The 18372-nt window shown below is 48.0% G+C and carries 19 protein-coding genes; 12 read left to right on the forward strand and 7 right to left on the reverse strand.

Annotated elements, in window-relative coordinates; translation table 11 throughout:
• The first annotated feature begins 38 nt into the window (after positions 1-38).
• The 3 genes from QWY22_RS16230 to pepT all read left to right on the forward strand — a co-directional run bounded on the left by QWY22_RS16230 (position 39) and on the right by pepT (position 3480).
• Positions 39-878 carry a MetQ/NlpA family ABC transporter substrate-binding protein gene (locus QWY22_RS16230; protein ID WP_300981864.1) on the forward strand — a complete coding sequence of 280 codons (840 nt, stop codon included), beginning with the start codon at positions 39-41 and terminating at the stop codon, positions 876-878.
• A 19-nt stretch (positions 879-897) separates the two neighbouring features.
• Positions 898-2106 (forward strand): M20 family metallopeptidase, encoded by a 1209-nt coding sequence (locus tag QWY22_RS16235; RefSeq protein WP_300981865.1) that lies wholly within the window; start codon positions 898-900, stop codon positions 2104-2106.
• 150 nt (positions 2107-2256) lie between these two features.
• Positions 2257-3480, forward strand: a complete 1224-nt coding sequence (pepT, locus tag QWY22_RS16240; protein WP_300981867.1) for a peptidase T — start codon at positions 2257-2259, stop codon at positions 3478-3480.
• Positions 3481-3506: 26 nt separating this feature from the next.
• Here pepT and QWY22_RS16245 read toward each other — a convergent pair whose 3' ends face one another.
• Positions 3507-4526: an STAS domain-containing protein gene (locus tag QWY22_RS16245; protein ID WP_300981868.1), complete on the reverse strand. Its 1020-nt coding sequence runs from the start codon at positions 4524-4526 to the stop codon at positions 3507-3509.
• Between the two features lie 145 nt (positions 4527-4671).
• Here QWY22_RS16245 and QWY22_RS16250 point away from each other — a divergent pair, with 145 nt between their 5' ends.
• The 3 genes from QWY22_RS16250 to QWY22_RS16260 all read left to right on the forward strand — a co-directional run bounded on the left by QWY22_RS16250 (position 4672) and on the right by QWY22_RS16260 (position 6456).
• Entirely contained in the window at positions 4672-4902 is a 231-nt protein-coding gene (locus QWY22_RS16250) for a YczO family protein (RefSeq protein ID WP_036805620.1), read from the forward strand.
• A 97-nt stretch (positions 4903-4999) separates the two neighbouring features.
• A complete protein-coding gene (locus tag QWY22_RS16255) occupies positions 5000-5893 on the forward strand; it encodes an EamA family transporter (protein WP_300981869.1) in 894 nt (297 codons plus the stop codon).
• A 140-nt stretch (positions 5894-6033) separates the two neighbouring features.
• Positions 6034-6456, forward strand: coding sequence for a pyridoxamine 5'-phosphate oxidase family protein (locus QWY22_RS16260; protein WP_036805609.1), 423 nt, complete (start codon positions 6034-6036; stop codon positions 6454-6456).
• A 34-nt stretch (positions 6457-6490) separates the two neighbouring features.
• Here the strand turns inward: QWY22_RS16260 and QWY22_RS16265 are convergent, their stop codons facing one another.
• Positions 6491-6925 carry an RrF2 family transcriptional regulator gene (locus QWY22_RS16265; RefSeq protein ID WP_300981870.1) on the reverse strand — a complete coding sequence of 145 codons (435 nt, stop codon included), beginning with the start codon at positions 6923-6925 and terminating at the stop codon, positions 6491-6493.
• Positions 6926-7042: 117 nt separating this feature from the next.
• Between QWY22_RS16265 and hmpA (QWY22_RS16270) the strand changes: the two genes are divergently transcribed.
• Positions 7043-8236 carry an NO-inducible flavohemoprotein gene (gene hmpA / locus QWY22_RS16270; protein WP_367281313.1) on the forward strand — a complete coding sequence of 398 codons (1194 nt, stop codon included), beginning with the start codon at positions 7043-7045 and terminating at the stop codon, positions 8234-8236.
• 325 nt (positions 8237-8561) lie between these two features.
• Positions 8562-9743, forward strand: coding sequence for an NO-inducible flavohemoprotein (hmpA, locus tag QWY22_RS16275; RefSeq protein ID WP_300981872.1), 1182 nt, complete (start codon positions 8562-8564; stop codon positions 9741-9743).
• A 127-nt stretch (positions 9744-9870) separates the two neighbouring features.
• Here hmpA (QWY22_RS16275) and QWY22_RS16280 read toward each other — a convergent pair whose 3' ends face one another.
• Both QWY22_RS16280 and QWY22_RS16285 read right to left on the reverse strand, forming a co-directional pair.
• Positions 9871-11832, reverse strand: coding sequence for an iron ABC transporter permease (locus QWY22_RS16280; RefSeq protein ID WP_300981873.1), 1962 nt, complete (start codon positions 11830-11832; stop codon positions 9871-9873).
• A complete protein-coding gene (locus QWY22_RS16285) occupies positions 11832-12809 on the reverse strand; it encodes an ABC transporter substrate-binding protein (protein ID WP_300981874.1) in 978 nt (325 codons plus the stop codon). The genes QWY22_RS16280 and QWY22_RS16285 overlap by 1 nt, the downstream gene beginning before the upstream one ends.
• Before the next feature lie 194 nt (positions 12810-13003).
• Here QWY22_RS16285 and QWY22_RS16290 point away from each other — a divergent pair, with 194 nt between their 5' ends.
• Both QWY22_RS16290 and QWY22_RS16295 read left to right on the forward strand, forming a co-directional pair.
• Positions 13004-13831, forward strand: coding sequence for an ABC transporter ATP-binding protein (locus tag QWY22_RS16290; RefSeq protein WP_300981875.1), 828 nt, complete (start codon positions 13004-13006; stop codon positions 13829-13831).
• 1 nt (position 13832) lies between these two features.
• Complete coding sequence (locus tag QWY22_RS16295; protein WP_300981876.1) at positions 13833-14477, forward strand: IucA/IucC family C-terminal-domain containing protein; 645 nt, start codon at positions 13833-13835, stop codon at positions 14475-14477.
• Between the two features lie 28 nt (positions 14478-14505).
• On the opposite strand, the gene QWY22_RS16300 is transcribed toward QWY22_RS16295, so the two are convergent.
• Positions 14506-14886 carry a VOC family protein gene (locus QWY22_RS16300; protein ID WP_300981877.1) on the reverse strand — a complete coding sequence of 127 codons (381 nt, stop codon included), beginning with the start codon at positions 14884-14886 and terminating at the stop codon, positions 14506-14508.
• A 144-nt stretch (positions 14887-15030) separates the two neighbouring features.
• On the opposite strand from QWY22_RS16300, the gene QWY22_RS16305 reads away from it, so the two are divergent.
• Positions 15031-15714 (forward strand): hypothetical protein, encoded by a 684-nt coding sequence (locus QWY22_RS16305; protein WP_300981879.1) that lies wholly within the window; start codon positions 15031-15033, stop codon positions 15712-15714.
• Positions 15715-15754: 40 nt separating this feature from the next.
• Here QWY22_RS16305 and QWY22_RS16310 read toward each other — a convergent pair whose 3' ends face one another.
• Positions 15755-16594, reverse strand: coding sequence for a VLRF1 family aeRF1-type release factor (locus QWY22_RS16310; RefSeq protein ID WP_036805576.1), 840 nt, complete (start codon positions 16592-16594; stop codon positions 15755-15757).
• A 160-nt stretch (positions 16595-16754) separates the two neighbouring features.
• On the opposite strand from QWY22_RS16310, the gene QWY22_RS16315 reads away from it, so the two are divergent.
• Positions 16755-17063 (forward strand): DUF3243 domain-containing protein, encoded by a 309-nt coding sequence (locus tag QWY22_RS16315; RefSeq protein WP_036805574.1) that lies wholly within the window; start codon positions 16755-16757, stop codon positions 17061-17063.
• A 14-nt stretch (positions 17064-17077) separates the two neighbouring features.
• Here QWY22_RS16315 and QWY22_RS16320 read toward each other — a convergent pair whose 3' ends face one another.
• Complete coding sequence (locus QWY22_RS16320; protein ID WP_300981880.1) at positions 17078-18346, reverse strand: MDR family MFS transporter; 1269 nt, start codon at positions 18344-18346, stop codon at positions 17078-17080.
• Positions 18347-18372 lie beyond the last annotated feature (26 nt).

The following is an 18372-nucleotide window of genomic DNA, read 5'->3' on the forward strand; positions in this document are numbered from 1 at the left end:
TCTAAAACAACTAAAACAAACATTGGAGGAAACACAACATGAAGAAAATTACTTCCCTTTTACTATTAGCCGCACTGGTTTTGCTTTTGGCAGCATGCGGAGGCGGCGATGAAGAAGGCGCCGACGGCAACCGAAAAGTCACACTTGGCATCAGCGGCTCTGATACAACGATTTGGGATTATGTAGGCGAAAAAGCTGCAAAAGAAGGGATCGACATCGAAATCGTTACGTTCTCTGACTATGTCGCACCGAACATGGCGCTTGCCGAAGGCGAATTGGATTTAAATGCATTCCAGACCATTTCTTATTTCGATGAATTTGTTGCTGAACATAAATTGGATATCGTCCCGATCGGTTCTACTGTTATTGCTCCAATGGGCCTTTACTCTGAAAAATACAAGACGGTCGATGAACTGCCGGACGGTGCTCAAATTGCGCTGCCGAACGAAGCGACAAACATGGGCCGCGGCTTATTGCTCCTGCAGGAAGCCGGTTTGATCAAGTTATCGGATGATGCCGGATTGACTGGCACTGCGGACGACATTATCGAAAACCCGAAAAATATCGAACTGGTGCCGATGATTTCCGGCCAGACGCCTCGTGCCATGGCGGATGTTGCTGCTTCGATCATCAATAACGGTGTTGCCGTCGATGCCGGATTGAATCCATCGGAAGATCCGATTGCCCGTGAAAGCGAAACTGCCGCTCCTTACATCAACTTGATTGCGGCCAGCAAAGAAAATGCTGACGATCCGGATTTCTTGAAGATCGTTGAACTGTATCAGCAGGACGATACTGCTGAATTTATCAAAGAACATACAAAAGGCGCTCAAATTCCGACATTCGTCCCTGTAAAAGAACTAGTGGATTACCAATAAACCTTGAGGAGGAACATCAATGACAGCTATCCAAGAAGCAGCCCTAACCATTTCCCAGTCCATCGACTCGAAACGCGAAGAGTATATCGCCACAAGCCAGGCCATCCATGCCAGACCGGAAATCGGCAATGAAGAAGTTTTTGCCAGTGCTACTTTGGTGGAATTGCTGGAAGATGCCGGTTTTACTGTTGAAACGGGTGTTGCCGGACACGACACTTCGTTTTTTGCCAGCAAAGAAAGCGCACTGCCCGGTCCGACCATTGCTTACCTCGCTGAATACGATGCCTTGCCGGGCCTCGGACACGCTTGCGGCCACAACATTATCGGCACGACAAGCGTCGCAGCGGCGATTGCCCTTTCGGAAACTTTTGCTTCCACTGGCGGGCGTGTCGTAGTGCTCGGGACGCCGGCTGAAGAAGGCGGACCGAACGGCAGCGCCAAAGGCAGTTTCGTGAAGCACGGGCTGCTCCAGGGAATTGATGCTGCATTGATGATCCACCCATCCGGGAAATCGGCCATCACCGGCCCTTCCCTTGCGGTCGACCCGCTTGATTTTCATTTTTACGGCAAACCGGCGCATGCGGCAGCTTCTCCGGAAGAAGGCATCAACGCACTCGACGCCGTGCTTCAATTGTTCAACGGCATCAATGCCCTGCGCCAGCAGTTGCCGTCTGATGCCCGTGTACACGGCATCATCACACACGGCGGCGATGCGCCGAACATCATCCCGGAATACGCTTCGGCCCGCTTTTACATCCGTGCCGATTCCTGGAAGAAGACCGAGGACACCGCACGGAAAATCCGTGCCATTGCTGAGGGAGCTGCTCTTGCCACTGGAGCAACCGTGAAAATTGAGCGGTTCCAGAACGAAGTGAAAGATCTGGTGTTGACCGATGCGCTGGATGCAATTGTACGCGAAGAACTGCTGGCGGTCGGCGAAGAAGTCGCTGCGTCCCGCTCGAAAGGACTCGGTTCAACGGATGCCGGCAATATCAGCTACGAAGTGCCGACGGCTCATCCGTACATCAAGATCGGCCCGGACGACTTGATTGCCCACACGGCTGAATTCCGTGAAGCAGCCAAGTCCGAAGCCGGCAATGACGCATTGATCCGCGGCGCAAAAGCGCTTGCGAATACAGGTTATCGCCTGCTGACGGATGCTGTGCTTCTTGAAGAAGTAAAACGGGCACATGCACAATCTTTAATTGAAAAAAATAGCAAAAAATAAAGAAAAGGCAGCGAAGTTCGCTGCCTTTTCTTGTGCAGAAGTGTATTTTAACCTTTACTGTGCATATCCATCTTACAATCGAGCGTATTTCCAAAATTCTCTTTTTTCATGCTAAAATAAAGAGAATACATATCTTAGGGGGAACTGTACATGTTTGAAGCTTTAATTGAACGCTTGGTTCGTTATGCAAAAATCGATACACAATCTGATTTTGAAAGCACAGAAACACCGTCAACACCAGGCCAGTGGGATTTACTGAATGTACTGGAAAAGGAAATGACCGATATCGGACTGGAAGATGTCGGCATGGATGAATTCGGTTACCTGTTCGGAACTTTGCCTGCCAATACCGATAAAGAACTGCCGGTCGTTGGCTTCTTGGCCCATGTGGATACAGCGACAGACTTTACCGGGAAAAATGTCAATCCGCAGCGCATCGAAAACTACGACGGCAACGATATTCAATTGAGTCCAAACGTCACAATGGCGGTTGCCGACTTTCCAGATTTGAAAAATTACGGCGGCCACACACTTATTACGACCGACGGCACGACTTTGCTTGGCGCTGACAATAAAGCGGGCGTCGCAGAAATCATGACAGCAATGGAATATTTGATCCAGCATCCGGAGATCAAACACGGCAAAATCCGCGTAGCGTTTACGCCGGACGAAGAAATCGGCCGCGGACCGCATAAATTCGACGTCGGCCGTTTTGCTGCTGACTACGCTTATACAATGGACGGCGGGCCGCTTGGCGAACTGCAGTACGAAAGCTTCAACGCCGCTGCCGCCAAATTGACGGTCCAAGGGAAAAGCGTCCATCCGGGTTCTGCTAAAAACAAAATGGTCAATGCCCAGACCGTCGCCATCCGTTTCCAGGAAGAAATGCCGAAAAACGAATTGCCGGAATTGACGGAAGGCTATGAAGGATTCATTCATCTAAATAGCTTTAGCGGCAACGTGGAAAAAGCGGTATTGTCTTATATCATCCGTGATTTTGACAAAGACGCTTTTGAAGCGAAAAAAAGCCATATGCAAAAAACAGCCGCGAAGCTGCAGGAGCAGTATGGCACTGAAGCCGTAAAACTGGAACTTGAAGATCAGTACTACAATATGCGTGAAAAAATCGAACCGGTCATGGAAATCGTTGACGCAGCCGAGGCCGCGATGAAAGCGCTCGGAATCGAGCCGAATATCGTGCCGGTCCGCGGCGGTACAGACGGTTCGCAATTGTCGTATATGGGCTTGCCGACACCGAACATTTTCACTGGCGGCGAAAACTACCATGGCCAGTATGAATTCATTTCGGTGCAAAACATGGAAAAAGCCACACAAGTCATCGTGGAAATCGTGAAATCGATGGAACAAAAATAAGCGCCTGCGGGCGCTTATTTTTTTGTTCAGATAATGCTGCGGCCATTTTGTGCCAGCGCGTAGTGAATCCCGTGCTGCAGGGTTTGGAAGCAATTGAATTTGGAAAGGTTCAAGCCGGATTCGGTAATCACCATGCTCATTTTTGGTGCAATGCCGACCAAGATCGTATCGGTCCCGATCAACGACGCCGTCGATCCCAATTTATCAATCAATGCTGCCGCATGAAGCGTGAAATTGTTGTTCAAGCCGGTTAAATCGAGCACCAAGTATCTCGCTTTGTACTTCGGAAGGTTTTGCAAAGTTTTGACCAAAAGCTCTTCTGCCCGCGCTTCATCATACGTTCCGAGCAATGGAACAACTACAATGTCTTCAAGCACCGGTATGATCGGCGAAGAAATTTCCTTGATCAGTTCATTGAGTTCTGCCGTTTTTTCATCGACCAGCCGTTCCAATTGGCTAATTTGCTCGGCTTCTTTCAAGCGGGCAAGCCGGTGAATGTTTTCTTCAATATTTTTTTCGGAAGGGAAATACTCAATGACGGTTTCCAGATGGCCTTCAATTTGATGGTGCAAAACGCGGTACCAAATATTGCGCCCGAACAGCAAGGTGAAGATGCCGGCATAATGGGCAGCCAAGTATCTCCCCCCCTCTTTTTTCCCTTGTGCTACGTTAATCTTGTGTTCCCAACTGTTCTTTAAATCCACCCGGAGAGTCCCAGCAGATTCATCCAACTCGTGAATGCTCGCTTTCCCCCATCCTGCAGAAGCATATGTATTGGTAATCAAGTGCGCAGCTTCAGAAATGCTGACGTTTTTCATCCCGGTAAAGTATTCGCCGACCAGTAAACCTTGGCGGAATCCGGTAGTCTCCAGCACGACGCCCGCTGCATCTTCTCCTGAAATTTCCTCTATCGTATCAAAAAATAATTTCATTGCACTTGCGGTCCAAAATAGTACAGAATCCTGGCCTTCGAATAGAAACCGGCCTTCTTCCAGATCCCATGCAAATTGCAGACCGCCAACATTTATTTCCGGTTTTGTTTCCATGCGATAACCCCTCTCGTTCTCATCTTTTATTTTATCATATCCTCCCTTGCTATCTAAAGCGTATAGGCGAGCAGACGCTTCATGTTTGAGGTGCCGCCATTTGAGGAATACAAAACTAATGACAATTTAGAAAGAGGTGCTTCTCATGACAGACAAAAAACCTTTTAATGAAGAAAACCGTGAAACAAGAGATACGCCATCCAGAGACAATCCGGAACAGGTCAAAACAGATAAAGAAACAATGCATGAAATGTTTAAAGAAGAAGAGACAGTCGACGCCATCCCATTAGAGGATTTAAAAGAAAATATGGATGACGAGGAGAATAAACGTTCCACAAAAGACAGTTCCGGAAGCGACAAACTCTTCCCGGATTAATGCTCAGAATTAACCTACTTTTCTGAAGAACCGCATGGTGCCCACCATGCGGTTTTTCTGTGTTATGATTCTTGAATGAACAGGAGTGACCTTACGAATGAAAAATTGGATTTACCCTCTTATGGTTGTGGTAGCAGCAAGCTGTTACGGCATCCTTTCAACAATTATCAAAGTGGCCATGGCCAACGGATTTACTGCCGCTGAAGCGGTAACAAGCCAATATTTTGTCGGCTTTGCCCTTGCAGTCGTGCTGCTGCTCTTTACGAAGCGAAGAATCCCTCGCCTGCACGGCTGGAAAGTATTGGCGTTGTCCGGTGCATTCACCGCTGCAACCGGCATGGTCTATGGACAATCCCTTGTCTATTTGCCGGCTTCCCTCGCAGTCGTCCTGCTCTTCCAATTTACGTGGATCGGCATGTTCCTGGATTGCATCGTGCACCGCCGCTGGCTGAAACGCACTGAAGCCGTTTCACTGGTATTACTGTTCGGCGGCACAATACTTGCCGCGGGAGTGATTGACGCAGATCTCAGCAGCATCCCTTGGCAAGGATGGGCTTGGGGCATCGGAGCGGCATTCTGTTTTTCTGCCTTTATGTTTGTCAACGGCATAAAAGTCGAAGGCATGGATACCACGACCCGTTTGTTTTTTGTTTCTTTTGCAGCCGCTATTGTGATCTCGATTTTCCAGACACCGGAAATCGTCTGGAACGGCCAGCTCTTTAACGAAGGCCTGTGGGTATACGGCTTGTTGCTCGGATTTTTCGGCATTATCATGCCCATCTGTTTCTTCTCGATTGCCGTCCCGCATGTCGGCTCCGGCCTCGCTTCCATTTTAAGTGCGATGGAATTGCCGGTAGCCGTTATCGCCTCGGTCCTGGTCTTGAATGAAACTTTGACGATCCTTCAAGTGGTCGGCATCTTCGTTATATTATTCGGCATGGTGCTGCCAAGCATATTCAGCCGAAACCCGAAAATTGTAGAACCCGTTTAAAGGCCTGCTTCCCAGCAGGCCTTTTTGTTTTGCTTTGGCAGTTACTCCGATCTCTCGGTGATTTACAGCTTCTAATGTTTAGCAAGATTTTAAACAGGAATATAGATAAGGAGCAGCAAACTACTAAAGGAGTGAAGAGGATGAATCAGGAAGAATTGAAGCAGAATGCTTTAAAAATTTTAGAAGAAAGCCATGTTGGTATTTTATCAACGGTGAAAGGTGATAAGCCGCATTCCCGTTACATGACGTTTTTCAATGATGAATTCACTTTATACACCGCAACCAACAAACAAACACAAAAAGTCGACGAGCTTGAAGCCAACCCGCACGCCCATATCCTGTTAGGCTATGAAGGCCAAGGTGTCGGAGATGCGTTCCTTGAAATTGAAGGCACGATGGGCGTTCACGATGACCAAAGCATGATTGATAAAGTATGGAACGAACATTTGGAAGGGTGGTTCTCAGGACCGGATGATCCGAATCTTGTCATTTTAGCCATCAAACCGGATCGTGCTCGCCTGATCAACAAAAAAGGCAAAGAGCCGCAGACGCTCCAATTATAAAATAAAAAAACGGCTCATTTATTTGAGCCGTTTTTTAAGGTTGCAGAATTGCGCGGAGGCCTTCTTTATTGAAAAGCAAATCTTCCAGCGTGTATTCGTCCAGTACTGCCAGATAAGCATGCAGCGCTTTTCCGAGTACACCGCGCAGTCCGCAGACTGGTGCAATTGGACAGCGATTATGTTCCATGTCAAAACATTCAACCAGATGGAAATCGTCTTCCATGCGCCGAACGACTGTACCGATGTTGATGTTCTCTGGAAGGTCTGCCAAACGGATGCCGCCTCCCCGTCCTCTGACGGTGTGGATAAAGCCGGCTTTGCCAAGTTCGAAAGTGACTTTCATTAAATGGTTTTTCGATATATTGTAAGCATCAGAAATTTCCTGGATGGTCGAGAGTTTATCTTCTTCTGTTGAAGCCAGGTAAATCAATACGCGCAATGAGTAGTCGGTGTACATTGTCAGTCTCATTTTTTCACCTTCCCTGCCTATTCATTATAGCGGCTAAGCAGTCTCCAGAAAAGAAATTGAGACTTGTTGAAAACAGACTTGATTTGCGTGCAAGCAAAATCGAAAAGGAGCGAATCGATTATGTTATCACCTGAAACTCGAATGATTATCAAATCCACTGCCCCAGTCCTTGAAGATCACGGCGTTGCCATTACCACCCGATTTTACAGCAGAATGTTTGATGAGCATCCCGAATTGCTGAACATTTTCAACCACGCAAACCAGGCGCAGGGACGCCAGCAGACGGCGTTGGCCAAAACCGTTTATGCAGCAGCTGTCCACATCGACAATTTAGAGGAAATCATGCCTGCCGTTATTCAAATTGCCCATAAACACGTCAGCCTGGGCGTTAAGCCGGAACATTATCCGATTGTCGGTGCCCACTTGCTGATTGCAATGAAAGAAGTGCTCGGAGATGCGGCAACCGATGAGATTATTCAAGCCTGGTCTGATGCCTACGGCGTGATTGCCGATGCCTTTATCAGCGTCGAGAGGAGCATGTACCAAACCACAGCGGAACAAGAGAACGGCTGGAATTATTTCAAGGACTTTGTTGTAGCGCGCAAAGTAAAAGAAAGCGACGTCATCACTTCGTTTTATTTAAAACCAGCTGACGGCTCCAATGTGCCGACCTATATACCGGGCCAATACATTTCGGTGCGCGTGTCCATCCCTGGAGAAAAATATACGATGATCCGGCAGTACAGCTTATCCCAGGCATCCAAGCCGGATGAATTCCGCATTTCCATTAAACGGGAAGCCGACAATGACCCGAACGGAATCGTTTCGATTTACCTTCATAAACAAGTAAACGAAGACGACCGGCTAGAAGTCAGTGCACCAGCCGGCGTGTTTGTCCTCGATGCTTCTAAATCGACACCGGTCGCTTTTATCAGCGGAGGCGTCGGCATCACACCGATGATGAGCATGTTCGAAACCGTTGCCACTTCGACGCCGGAACGCCCGACGGTCTTTCTTCACGGGGCACGGAACCGAAACCAGCATGCGTTTGATGAAGACATTAAAAGTTTTGTCAACCGGATGGAGAACGCTTCCTACAGCACCGTCTATTCCGACGAGGAAAACGGCTTTATTACCCGGGCGATGCTAGAAGAACATGTAGATCCCGCCGGAGATGCCTATGTTTGCGGACCGGTGCCGTTCATGGTCAACATGATTCGAGAACTGCGCAATATCGGCATGGATGACAGCCGGATCCATTACGAATTCTTCGGACCAGCTATGGATTTGGAAGAACTGAAGAGCCAATAAATAAACTGTTTGTTTACGAGGGGCTGTCCAATAAGTCGAATATCAGACTTATTGGACAGCCCCCTGCTTCTAATAAAGCGTTGGGAGTACTATTGCTCCTGTCTCTGCATCGCTGCGCTAGCTTCGAGACATGAAAAACCGTTGCATCGCTACGCTAGCTTCGTCGCAAAGGAGTTGTCCCAAATTACTTTTGGGACAACTCCTTTATTGTGGCTTTTCTGTGAATTCAAAATGTGTCTAAATTTTAAAGATGTATTTTAAATATATCTTTAATTTTTTTTTAGGAATATAGTAAAGCTATAGAAAACAAAAGGAGCGATTGACAATGTTATCACAACAAACAAGATCCATTATTAAATCAACAGTACCGGTTTTAGCAGAACACGGAACAGCGATCACTACTGTTTTTTACAAGAATATGTTTGAAGCGCATCCTGAACTTTTAAATATTTTTAATCATGCAAACCAGAAAAAAGGCCGCCAGCAAGCGGCGCTTGCCAATACCGTCTATGCGGCAGCCGTCCATATCGACAATCTTGAAGCCATTCTGCCGGCTGTCGTGCAGATTGCCAATAAACACGTAAGCTTAGGCGTAAAGCCGGAACATTACCCAATCGTCGGCGAATATTTGCTGAAAGCCATCAAAGAAGTATTGGGCGATGCCGCAACAGACGACATCATCAATGCCTGGGCTGAAGCCTACGGCGTAATTGCAGATGCCTTCATCGGCGTTGAACACAAAATGTACGAAGAAGCCGAAGCCCAGGAAAACGGCTGGAAATTCTTCAAAGACTTTGTGGTTGCCCGCAAAGTAAAAGAAAGCGAAAACATCACTTCGTTTTATTTAAAACCAGCGGACGGATCGAACGTTCCAACTTACCAGCCTGGCCAATACATTTCTGTACGCCTTTCGATTCCTGGCGAGAAATACTTGTTCAACCGCCAATACAGCTTATCGCAGGCAGCACAACCGGATGAGTTCCGCATTTCCGTGAAACGGGAAGCCGACAATGACCCGAACGGCCGTGTCTCTGTTTACCTTCATGAAGAAGTAAACATCGCCGACACCATTGAAGTCAGCGCACCAGCAGGCGAATTCGTTCTGGATGCCGGCAAGAAATCGCCGGTTGCCTTTGTCAGCGGCGGTGTCGGCATCACGCCGATGATGAGCATGTTCGAAACTGTGGCAACGCTCACTCCTGAGCGCCCAACCGCTTTCTTGCACGCTGCGCGCAACGAATCCCTGCATGCCTTCGACCAAGATATCCAAAAATATGCGAATTCTATGGAAAATGCAGCTTACAAGACCTTGTACTCCGACCAGCCAGACGGCTATATCACCCGCGAAGTATTGAAAGAAATGGTCGATGTGACCGGCGACGTTTACGTATGCGGCCCTGTGCCTTTCATGGAACAGATGATCCGGGAACTGCGCAGCCTCGGCATGGCAGAAGAACAGATCCACTTTGAATTCTTCGGCCCTGCTGTCGCTTTGCAAACCGTTTAAGCAATCAAAAAGCTGTCCGCTTTCCGAAGCGGGCAGTTTTTTTGAGTGAGTGATCATAGAACCTGCTCGACCGCTCATAGCCACTTTTAGAACGACAAAAAAGGCCTGCCGGTTCGGCAAGCCTTTTCTATTTCATTTTCCGCAGCAAATACAGCAAGTAAGGGGTTCCGATCAAAGCCACAATCAAGCCGCTCGGGATGTCCTTCGGCGCAATCAGGATGCGGCCGATAAAGTCAGCGGTGACAAGCAGCAGCCCTCCGATCAAACCGGATGCCAGCATCAACGGCAAGTGGCGGAAGCCAACAATCCGGCGGGCGATGTGCGGAGCTACCAAGCCGATAAAGCCGATCGTTCCTACGATTGAAACGGCCGCGGTGGAAATGGCCACTCCGATAACCAGCGCCCATACCCGGGTCGATCTTACATTCAATCCGAGACCGGCAGCTACGTCATCTCCAAACGTCAGCGTATCCAAGCTGCGTGTAATGTAAACGGCTGGCCAGATAAATAGCGCAAACAACAACAAGGCGAGCTGCACATCGTCCCAGCCTTTCGCGTAGGTGCTTCCCGACAGCCAAACAAGCGCACTGGCCACTGCCAGTTTCGCTTTGACGACAAATACCTGCGTTGCCGCCGAACCGAACGCCGAAATCGCAATCCCCATCAACGCAACAAGCATTGGCTGGAAATTATTTTTCCAGGCGGTGACTAAAATGATGCCCAGTGCCAAAGAAGCGCCAAGCGTTGCACCAAGCGGCAAAAAGGCCGGCGGAACAGCCGGGAAAACAACGAGCAAGAGCATCGCACCCGCTCCTCCCATTGAGGTGACGCCAAGCACGCCGGCATCTGCCAACGGATTTCGGAGCACGCCTTGTAAAATAACGCCGGTCAGCGCCAGCATGACGCCGACAATAAAACTAGTCAGAACGCGCGGAACCCGGAAATTCCAAACGACCGGCTCCAGCCAAGCGAAGTTCCACGCAGTCCCGTTAAAGCTCAGTGCCAGTACGGTAATTCCAAGAATTAAAAGAATTAAAATCGGCACCAAGACCGATAAGCGAACCGGTTTTGTCGTCCCTCCCACTTGGCGGTCGCCGCGTTTCAGCGATTTAGCTGTCTTCCAAGCCAAATACAATAGCCACGGACCGCCGATCAGCGCCGTCATTGCGCCGACCGGCACTTCCTGGCCCGGCTGGATCAAACGGCCCAATACATCGGCACCGATCAGCATGACGCTGCCCCATAAAAACGAATGGATGAAAATCTGCAGATGGCCGCGTATGCCCATCATGCGGACAATATGTGGCGCCATCAGCCCAATAAAGCCGATCGGCCCCACTACACTGACAACGGCAGCGGAGAGGATGATTGCCACTCCCCACGCCGCGAGTTTTACTGCCTGGACATTCTGACCAAGAGATGACGCGATATCTTCTCCAAGCGATAAAATATCCATCGGCTTTGCCAGCAGCAACGATCCGATAAAAAGCACCAGGACAACTGGCGCTGCAAAACGGACCCCTTCCCAGTTCAACTGGACAAGCGTGCCCGATCCCCATAGGAACAAGCCGTTCGTTTCATTCTCAAAAAGCAGCTGCATCGCACCGGTTAACGAAGAAAATAAAAGCGAAATAATCATTCCGGTCAAAGCCACACGCACAGGCTCCATCGCTTTGCCTGCGAGCCCCACTACCAAGACAGAAGAAAGGACGGCTCCAAGCAACGCTGTGATAAAAGGAAAAGCCCCCAATACATTCGGAAAGAAAATCATGGACAGGACGACGAAGAAAAAGGCTCCTGCATTGATGCCGAGTGTGCCTGGAGACGCCAGCGGATTATTCGTCAAGGTTTGCAGAACCGCACCGGATACGGCCAATGCGCCGCCCGCCACAATTCCGATAGCCAGCCGCGGCAGTCGCAGCGACGTCACGATATCCTGGATGCGGCCATCGCTCCAGACGCCGGTCAGCAGTTCTGAAATTGTGTAATCTGCTTGCCCTTGCGTCAAATGAATAACTGACAGCGCTACAAGCAGGAAAAAGCCCCCTGTCAGCGAGACAAAGGACTTCTGTTTTAACTTCCCGGACATTATTGATTCACCATCACATCTGTAATCTGGTCCATTAAGGTTTTCGCTGACAACGGACCGCCGTATAGCCATGTATCCGCCCCTAGGTCATAGGTGCGTCCTTCTTTTACGAACGCCAGGTTTTCCCATACCGGATTGCCTTTCAGCTGGTTTTCGTAAATATTGTCTTCGTCAGGAACCGTGTATAAATAATTGGCATTCTCATACTTGACCAAGCCTTCCACGTTGAATGTGCTCGAACCGAACACTTCAAATTGATCCGGCTGGTGGACATTTTTCAGCCCGATGCGGTCTAAAATAATCGAAGCCATTGAATTCGGCGTGAACACCCGGATTTCAGGAGCTTGCGGGCCGGTGTATGCCAAAGTCAAAATTACATCTTTGGTCTTCAAGTTGGCTGCTTCAATTTCAGCAGCGCTTGCTTCGTATTCTTTTTCAAGATCAGCCAGGACTTGATCCGCTTCAGCTGTCTTATCTACCGCTTTGGCAATTTCCTTGAACGTTGTTTCCATTTCCTGATAAAGGTCAATGCTTTCATCTTCCGGATACGGATTGAAGATGACCGTTGGGGCGATGGTTTCCAGTTCTGCAAGCATCGCATCGTGGCGGAAGCTTACTCCAATGATCAGATCCGGTTCAATCGCGGCGATGGCTTCCAGGTTCGGTTCTTGCCGCCCGCCAACGTCTACTACCGTTTCATCCAATTGGGGCTCGATATTGACATAATCGCCATACTCAGCGATGTCTGCCATGCCTGCCGGCTGAACGCCTACAGCCAATAAGTCTTCAGCATATGTCCATTCCAGCACGACCACTTTTTTTGCAGGCGCATCCAATTTCACTTCTCCGTTCGTACCGGTAATTGTCACCGGTTCTCCTGCAGCCTCTTCGTTAGTGGCCGTTTCTTCACCAGCAGACGAACAAGCTGACAGAACCAGCAAAACCATTGCCGTCAACAACATCCATTTCTTTTTCATATAGGTAAGCCTCCCAGCTATTTGATAACCGTTCTCAATAAGTATAATTTTAGTGCTTGTACACTTTATTGTAAAGGATTTTTGTGAAATAAGATGAAAATCGTTCTCATTTATCATGAATTTATGATATAGTAGCCGTAATAAGATGTTGCATTGAGTTCGACTTATGGAAAAAGATGCGGAGGAATTGCACAATGGCGACGGCTGTTCAAACCAACAACTTGTCAATTGGCTATAACGAAAATTTATTATTTGAAAACCTGAACTTATCCATTCCGCGCGGCGAAATTTCAGTATTTGTCGGCAGCAACGGCTGCGGCAAATCCACACTGCTTCGTTCGATTGCGCGTTTACTTAAACCTCACGAAGGTTCTATATTGCTGGAAGGCAAAGAAGTCCACAAGCTGTCTTCACGGGAAGTGGCAAAGAAAATGGGCATTCTGCCACAGTCTCCTGTTTCACCGGAAGGCTTGACGGTGCATGATCTGGTAAAACAGGGCCGCTATCCCCACCAATCCTGGCTGAAGCGCTGGACGGAAGAAGATACTGAGAAAGTTGAAGCTGCCATGAAGGCCACGCGCGTTGATGAATTCCGCGACAAGCCGGTCGATGAACTGTCCGGCGGCCAGCGCCAGCGTGCATGGATTGCCATGACGCTTGCCCAGGATACCGATATCATTCTTCTTGATGAGCCTACCACTTATCTGGACATGACGCATCAGATTGAAATTCTGGATCTGCTGTTTGAATTGAATGAAGTGCACGGCCGCACAATCATTATGGTACTGCATGACCTGAACCTGGCTTCCCGGTATGCACACAATATCATCGCCATTAAAGATGGGGCAGTTTTCGGCCAAGGAACTCCGGAAAATGTCATCAATTGCGACCTTGTGCGTTCTGTTTTCGGAATGGAATGCCAAGTTTCCAAAGACCCACTATTCGGCACGCCGCATTGTGTTCCATTCGGCAGAGGGCGCTGCATCGTACCGGAACTCCGCCAAGCAAAGAGCGGAGCCTGATATGAAAGAACTTGAGCTTTGCCAGGTGAAAGTCCGGGAAGATGCGCATGGCTTTATGACCATGCAGCAAGGCCTTGGCAGCCATTATCCCGAACTGGCCGCTGAAATCAAATTACAAACCGGAGCATCCACTGAAGCAGTAGCATCGTCTATCTTCATGCGGCGCTTCGGCTTTTTTATAACCGCTCAGCTCTACCTGCTCGCCCACGGCAAGATGTGGGAAGGGCCGCTTGATGCCGTTTATCTTGTAAGGACAGAAGGCGGCATTGCATTCGAAATTGACGAGCGCTTTGTCCGCAGCCGCAAAGAAGGCGATTTGGAAAAAGTCTTAAAGGACTATGCATTTCCTGTGGTGGAAGCCTTCCGGAAAGTCGGACACGTTTCGAAATTAATTCTTTGGGAAAATATCTGGGGATACGCCATCTGGATGTACGGCATGCTCGAGTCGGAACAAGCGGAACAGGATGCAGCCGCTCTTCTGGATTCCGCCATCTGGCAGCCCGAAATGCGTAAATCCCCTTTCCGGCAATTTCTTGGCGGGCGCAGCCTTGAAGAATCAAAAGCGGATTATCAGCGCATTACGTGCTGCTTGTACAAAGATCTGCCGGATACCGACAAATGTCCCTACTGCCCCGTAAAAAAATGAGCGCTCCGCTGATGCGGAGCGTTTTTTGTTATCCAGCTGATGATTCGCTGTCCAGAAATTCCAGGCGGTTGCCGAATGGGTCGGAAACGAAAAAGCGCTGAACCTCCGGAATGCTGGTGTCGTTTTTCACTTCATAGTGGTTTGCAGCCAAATGCTCCTGAAGCGCATGAAACCCGTTCACTCTAAAAGCGGGATGTGCTTTTTTGGCCGGCGAAAACGGTTCTTCCACACCGACATGCAATTGATAAGAGCCAAACTCAAACCAGGCGCCGCCTCTGCCTTTTAAAGCATCCGGTTTTTCAATTTCATTCATGCCGAGAATGCCTGCATAAAAATCAACCGCTTCCTGTTCCTTGCCTTTTGGTGCTGCAACTTGTACATGATCAATTTTGCCGATTGTAAATTCCATTTTTTCACCCCTTCTTTACTTTAGGGTAGCTAACTTCTTCTATAAAGAAAAGATGATTGTATTTATCAATTACCATAAGATTGGCTTATCACTTTGCAAATACTTCCTTTTGCCGTAGCATGAAAAATAAAGGAGGAAGGACTTGTGGAATTTCCCGTTCAGTTGAAACATAAATTAGCAGCTCAATCCATCGCTGTTGATCGTCCCCCCGCTTCCCGTTTGTCTTCCGATTTCGAGACACTCATCGAAGAAACCAAACAATGGAGCGGCACGGACAATAACGGCGTAGCTGTCTCTTACTTTTTCCGCCAATATGCCCTTTTCATCTCTGCACAATTCGACTTGCTTACTTTTCACAATGGCTACTTCGCCTGTTCATGGAAAGACATCGAATTTGGCCGCATACATAATTACGGGTTCAATTTGCTTCAAACACATATTGATTCACGCCACTATACGCCAGTTTCTCCTGAAAACCGGCAGGAGGCGATGCATTTCATCTTAACGGAGCAAGTGGATAGCCTGATCAAGGAATTTCGAAAATACGTGAAAATTTCTCCCCTTATCCTATGGGAAAATGTGCTCGGCTCCGTTGTCTGGTTTTACGCCACTTTGGAAAAAAGAGAGCCGAGAAGAACTGCCGAAGACATCGACTGGCTGCTCGAACCAAGCAATTGGGCACCGATTAAAACTTCCTATCTGCAAAAATTGATGGGGACTGCTTCATTGGAGCAAGCCGTATCGGGTCCGCTGCGGAAGACCTGCTGCCTGTATAAGAAACTCCCGGCTTTTGCCACTTGCACGTTTTGTCCGCAGCCCCGTCCATAAAAACCAAAAGGCCTCAGCACTGTGCTGGGGCCTTTTAATCTTATTTTTCAAATACTTCATGAATAATCTGGCTCGGATTAGCATTAGCCAAGTTTTTGTAGATGCAGCTCGCCGGTTTTTTCGGCAATCCCTTAGCAAAAGCTTTAGCTTGTTCAGTTTCGCCAACAACGTGGACTTCGTCCCAATGGCGATCTTTTTTCATTTTTTCAATCTTTCCTGCCATATCTTTGTAGAAGCGTTCCAGGTTTTCTTTCATGCGCCAGTTGAAGTCGTCTGCTGCACTTCCCGAGTTGCCTCCAACATGGCTTCCAGCATTGAAAGATCCTGTGCTGCCGCCCGCTGTATGGGAAGCAGAATGGACGCCTTTCTGTTCATTCCAGACATCCAATCCTGAATCGAATTCTTCAAAGACTTCTTCATTGATGATTCCCATGGAAGTATCCAAGATTCGAACGCCTTTGAAGCTTGGCAGCACAATTCCCGCATATGGATAGGCTTTGTACATATATCTCAACTCATCCAGTACCGGTGCACTTTCCCAATGGAAGCTTGTCTTAACGGGCACTTGCACATAATGCACAAACCACAGATCATCCTGTGGAGACGCAAAAATTACAACGCCCTTGTTGAGGTCATCTCGATGGTCATTAATTTCTCGTTCAACTTTTTTTCTTAAAGATTGATAGGTTTTAAGTTCTTTCTCATTTTGGGAGGCTGTTATATATTCCTCAATCCGCTTCAGTCCATTTTTAAGGTGTATTTTCCACGCCCCGTTCTGCGCATTCAAATCGGCGGGGTTCGTATTGAGATACACACTTAAAACACAGCGGTCTTCACAATTGAAAGCTTTGAGTTTCTGAATTTCGTCGTATAATGTCATACATTCATCATCCTCCTTAAAATCCATCCTACTTATCTCAATACCCTAAGTCTTTTTCGTTAAACAGTCAATCAATTACTATTTTAATTATTCAGACGTTTAAAAGAAGTTGTGTGAGGTAAACAGGTAGTGCAAGAAAAATATAAGGAGTGTGACTAAAATGGAAAATATCGATAAAAAAGTAGATGACAAACTAAAATCCTTCGATAACGAAAAAAAGGAGGATATTTTAGCGAATTTTGAACACTTCAAACAATACTTAAGCTCAAAAGTTGAATTGGGCGAAAAGATGGGATTGAGCGAAGAACGCTTGGCCCAAATCACTGAAAAAGTCGCCGATTACTTAGCAAAAAATGAAGATCCAAAAAACCGCGAAGAATATGTTTTACAGCAATTATGGAGCGTAGGGGAAAAAGAAGAACGCCATATGTTAGCCCACATGCTTTTACGCTTAGTGAAAAAAGAATAATAAAAAGGCCTTCCTCAATGGGAAGGCCTTTTTTCAAACAACCGAAACATCGCTAAGTAAACAAATCCGCTGATCACAGCTAAAGCCGCCAAGATGGCGAATGTCCAACCGAATCCAAACCACGCCGTCATCGGGATGGAAAGCGGTGCAATCATCCGGCCAATCGTATAGCGCAAACTGGCTGCTGCAAAATACTGCCCCCTTTTATCTTCTGGTGCAAGTTTCGAGATAAAGCTTTGCTGTACTCCCACCACCATCAGTTCGGCAAAAGTGAAAATCCCCATCGCGACGACAAACATCCAGAACCACGACGTAAGCGGAAACAATAGCATGGCCGCTGCGTAAAGAAGAGTGGATAAGAAAAAGACCCATTTCTCCGGAAATTGCGTCATCCACCGCGTTACGATTACAGTCAGCAATGCCACCAGCAAGCCATTTTCAGACAGCAGAAAACCGAAAGACGTTTCACCGGTCACAGTCCATTCTTTCCCGAAGAAAGAAGCAATCGTTTGGACATCGATGGTTTCTTTCAAATAAACCGGAATCAATAAGTCCAGCTGCATGAACGTTTGTGCCACCAAAACGCCAGCGATGACAAAAAGCAAAAACAGGCGATCGTTGAAAATAAGGCCGTATTCCTTAAACTGCTTAGCGACAGCTGCCGGCCAACCGGTTTTTTCTTCCGTTGCCCATTGGTCCGCCAATTCCCGTGCCAAGGTTTCATTTGTATAAAGCCGAAGAATAACGCCCAGCACCATCGAAATTACCGCTACAACCAGCAGCAGTTCAAAACGGTACGTGAAGAACAGCACCGCGCCAAATAACGGCCCGACGACGACGGCAATATTAAGTGTCGTATAAAAGATTGCAAAGACATCGCTCCGGTACTTCTCCGGAATGACGTCTGCAATCATCGCCTGGCTGGCGGGCCAGTAAAGCGAACTGCACATGCCTGCCAACGTAAAGGCGATAAACCCTAGCTCAGGCGATTCAAGCCACGGCGAGTTGGCAAATGCGAACAGCAAAAATGCCCCGCCTTGGGCAACCGATGCAAATACAAGCATCGCGCGCCGGCCGAAGCGGTCTGCGCAATACCCTCCTACCAGATTAGCCGCCACTGAAAAAACTTGCGAGATGACGAGCAAAAGCCCGGCCGTCCCTTTTCCGAATTCATCTGCAAAATAAATCGCGAGAAATGGAAATACCATCCAATAACTTGTGTTCATAAAAAATTCGCCTACCAGGCGAACTTTTAAACTTCGATCCCAATCCCTAATCCTCATTTTCCCATCTCCGCGTTCTTAAAACT

Origin of the sequence: Planococcus liqunii (genome assembly GCF_030413595.1) — a bacterium.
GTDB classification, from domain to species: Bacteria; Bacillota; Bacilli; order Bacillales_A; family Planococcaceae; genus Planococcus; species Planococcus liqunii.

What these genes read in the sequence shown, in the direction of transcription:
- QWY22_RS16230 (WP_300981864.1), top strand. Translation starts at nt 39, where the DNA reads ATGAAGAAAATTACTTCCCTTTTACTATTAGCCGCACTGGTTTTGCTT.
- QWY22_RS16235 (WP_300981865.1), top strand. Translation starts at nt 898, where the DNA reads ATGACAGCTATCCAAGAAGCAGCCCTAACCATTTCCCAGTCCATCGAC.
- pepT (WP_300981867.1), top strand. Translation starts at nt 2,257, where the DNA reads ATGTTTGAAGCTTTAATTGAACGCTTGGTTCGTTATGCAAAAATCGAT.
- QWY22_RS16245 (WP_300981868.1), bottom strand. Translation starts at nt 4,526, where the DNA reads ATGGAAACAAAACCGGAAATAAATGTTGGCGGTCTGCAATTTGCATGG.
- QWY22_RS16250 (WP_036805620.1), top strand. Translation starts at nt 4,672, where the DNA reads ATGACAGACAAAAAACCTTTTAATGAAGAAAACCGTGAAACAAGAGAT.
- QWY22_RS16255 (WP_300981869.1), top strand. Translation starts at nt 5,000, where the DNA reads ATGAAAAATTGGATTTACCCTCTTATGGTTGTGGTAGCAGCAAGCTGT.
- QWY22_RS16260 (WP_036805609.1), top strand. Translation starts at nt 6,034, where the DNA reads ATGAATCAGGAAGAATTGAAGCAGAATGCTTTAAAAATTTTAGAAGAA.
- QWY22_RS16265 (WP_300981870.1), bottom strand. Translation starts at nt 6,925, where the DNA reads ATGAGACTGACAATGTACACCGACTACTCATTGCGCGTATTGATTTAC.
- hmpA (WP_300981872.1), top strand. Translation starts at nt 8,562, where the DNA reads ATGTTATCACAACAAACAAGATCCATTATTAAATCAACAGTACCGGTT.
- QWY22_RS16280 (WP_300981873.1), bottom strand. Translation starts at nt 11,832, where the DNA reads ATGTCCGGGAAGTTAAAACAGAAGTCCTTTGTCTCGCTGACAGGGGGC.
- QWY22_RS16285 (WP_300981874.1), bottom strand. Translation starts at nt 12,809, where the DNA reads ATGAAAAAGAAATGGATGTTGTTGACGGCAATGGTTTTGCTGGTTCTG.
- QWY22_RS16290 (WP_300981875.1), top strand. Translation starts at nt 13,004, where the DNA reads ATGGCGACGGCTGTTCAAACCAACAACTTGTCAATTGGCTATAACGAA.
- QWY22_RS16295 (WP_300981876.1), top strand. Translation starts at nt 13,833, where the DNA reads ATGAAAGAACTTGAGCTTTGCCAGGTGAAAGTCCGGGAAGATGCGCAT.
- QWY22_RS16300 (WP_300981877.1), bottom strand. Translation starts at nt 14,886, where the DNA reads ATGGAATTTACAATCGGCAAAATTGATCATGTACAAGTTGCAGCACCA.
- QWY22_RS16310 (WP_036805576.1), bottom strand. Translation starts at nt 16,594, where the DNA reads ATGACATTATACGACGAAATTCAGAAACTCAAAGCTTTCAATTGTGAA.
- QWY22_RS16315 (WP_036805574.1), top strand. Translation starts at nt 16,755, where the DNA reads ATGGAAAATATCGATAAAAAAGTAGATGACAAACTAAAATCCTTCGAT.
- QWY22_RS16320 (WP_300981880.1), bottom strand. Translation starts at nt 18,346, where the DNA reads ATGAGGATTAGGGATTGGGATCGAAGTTTAAAAGTTCGCCTGGTAGGC.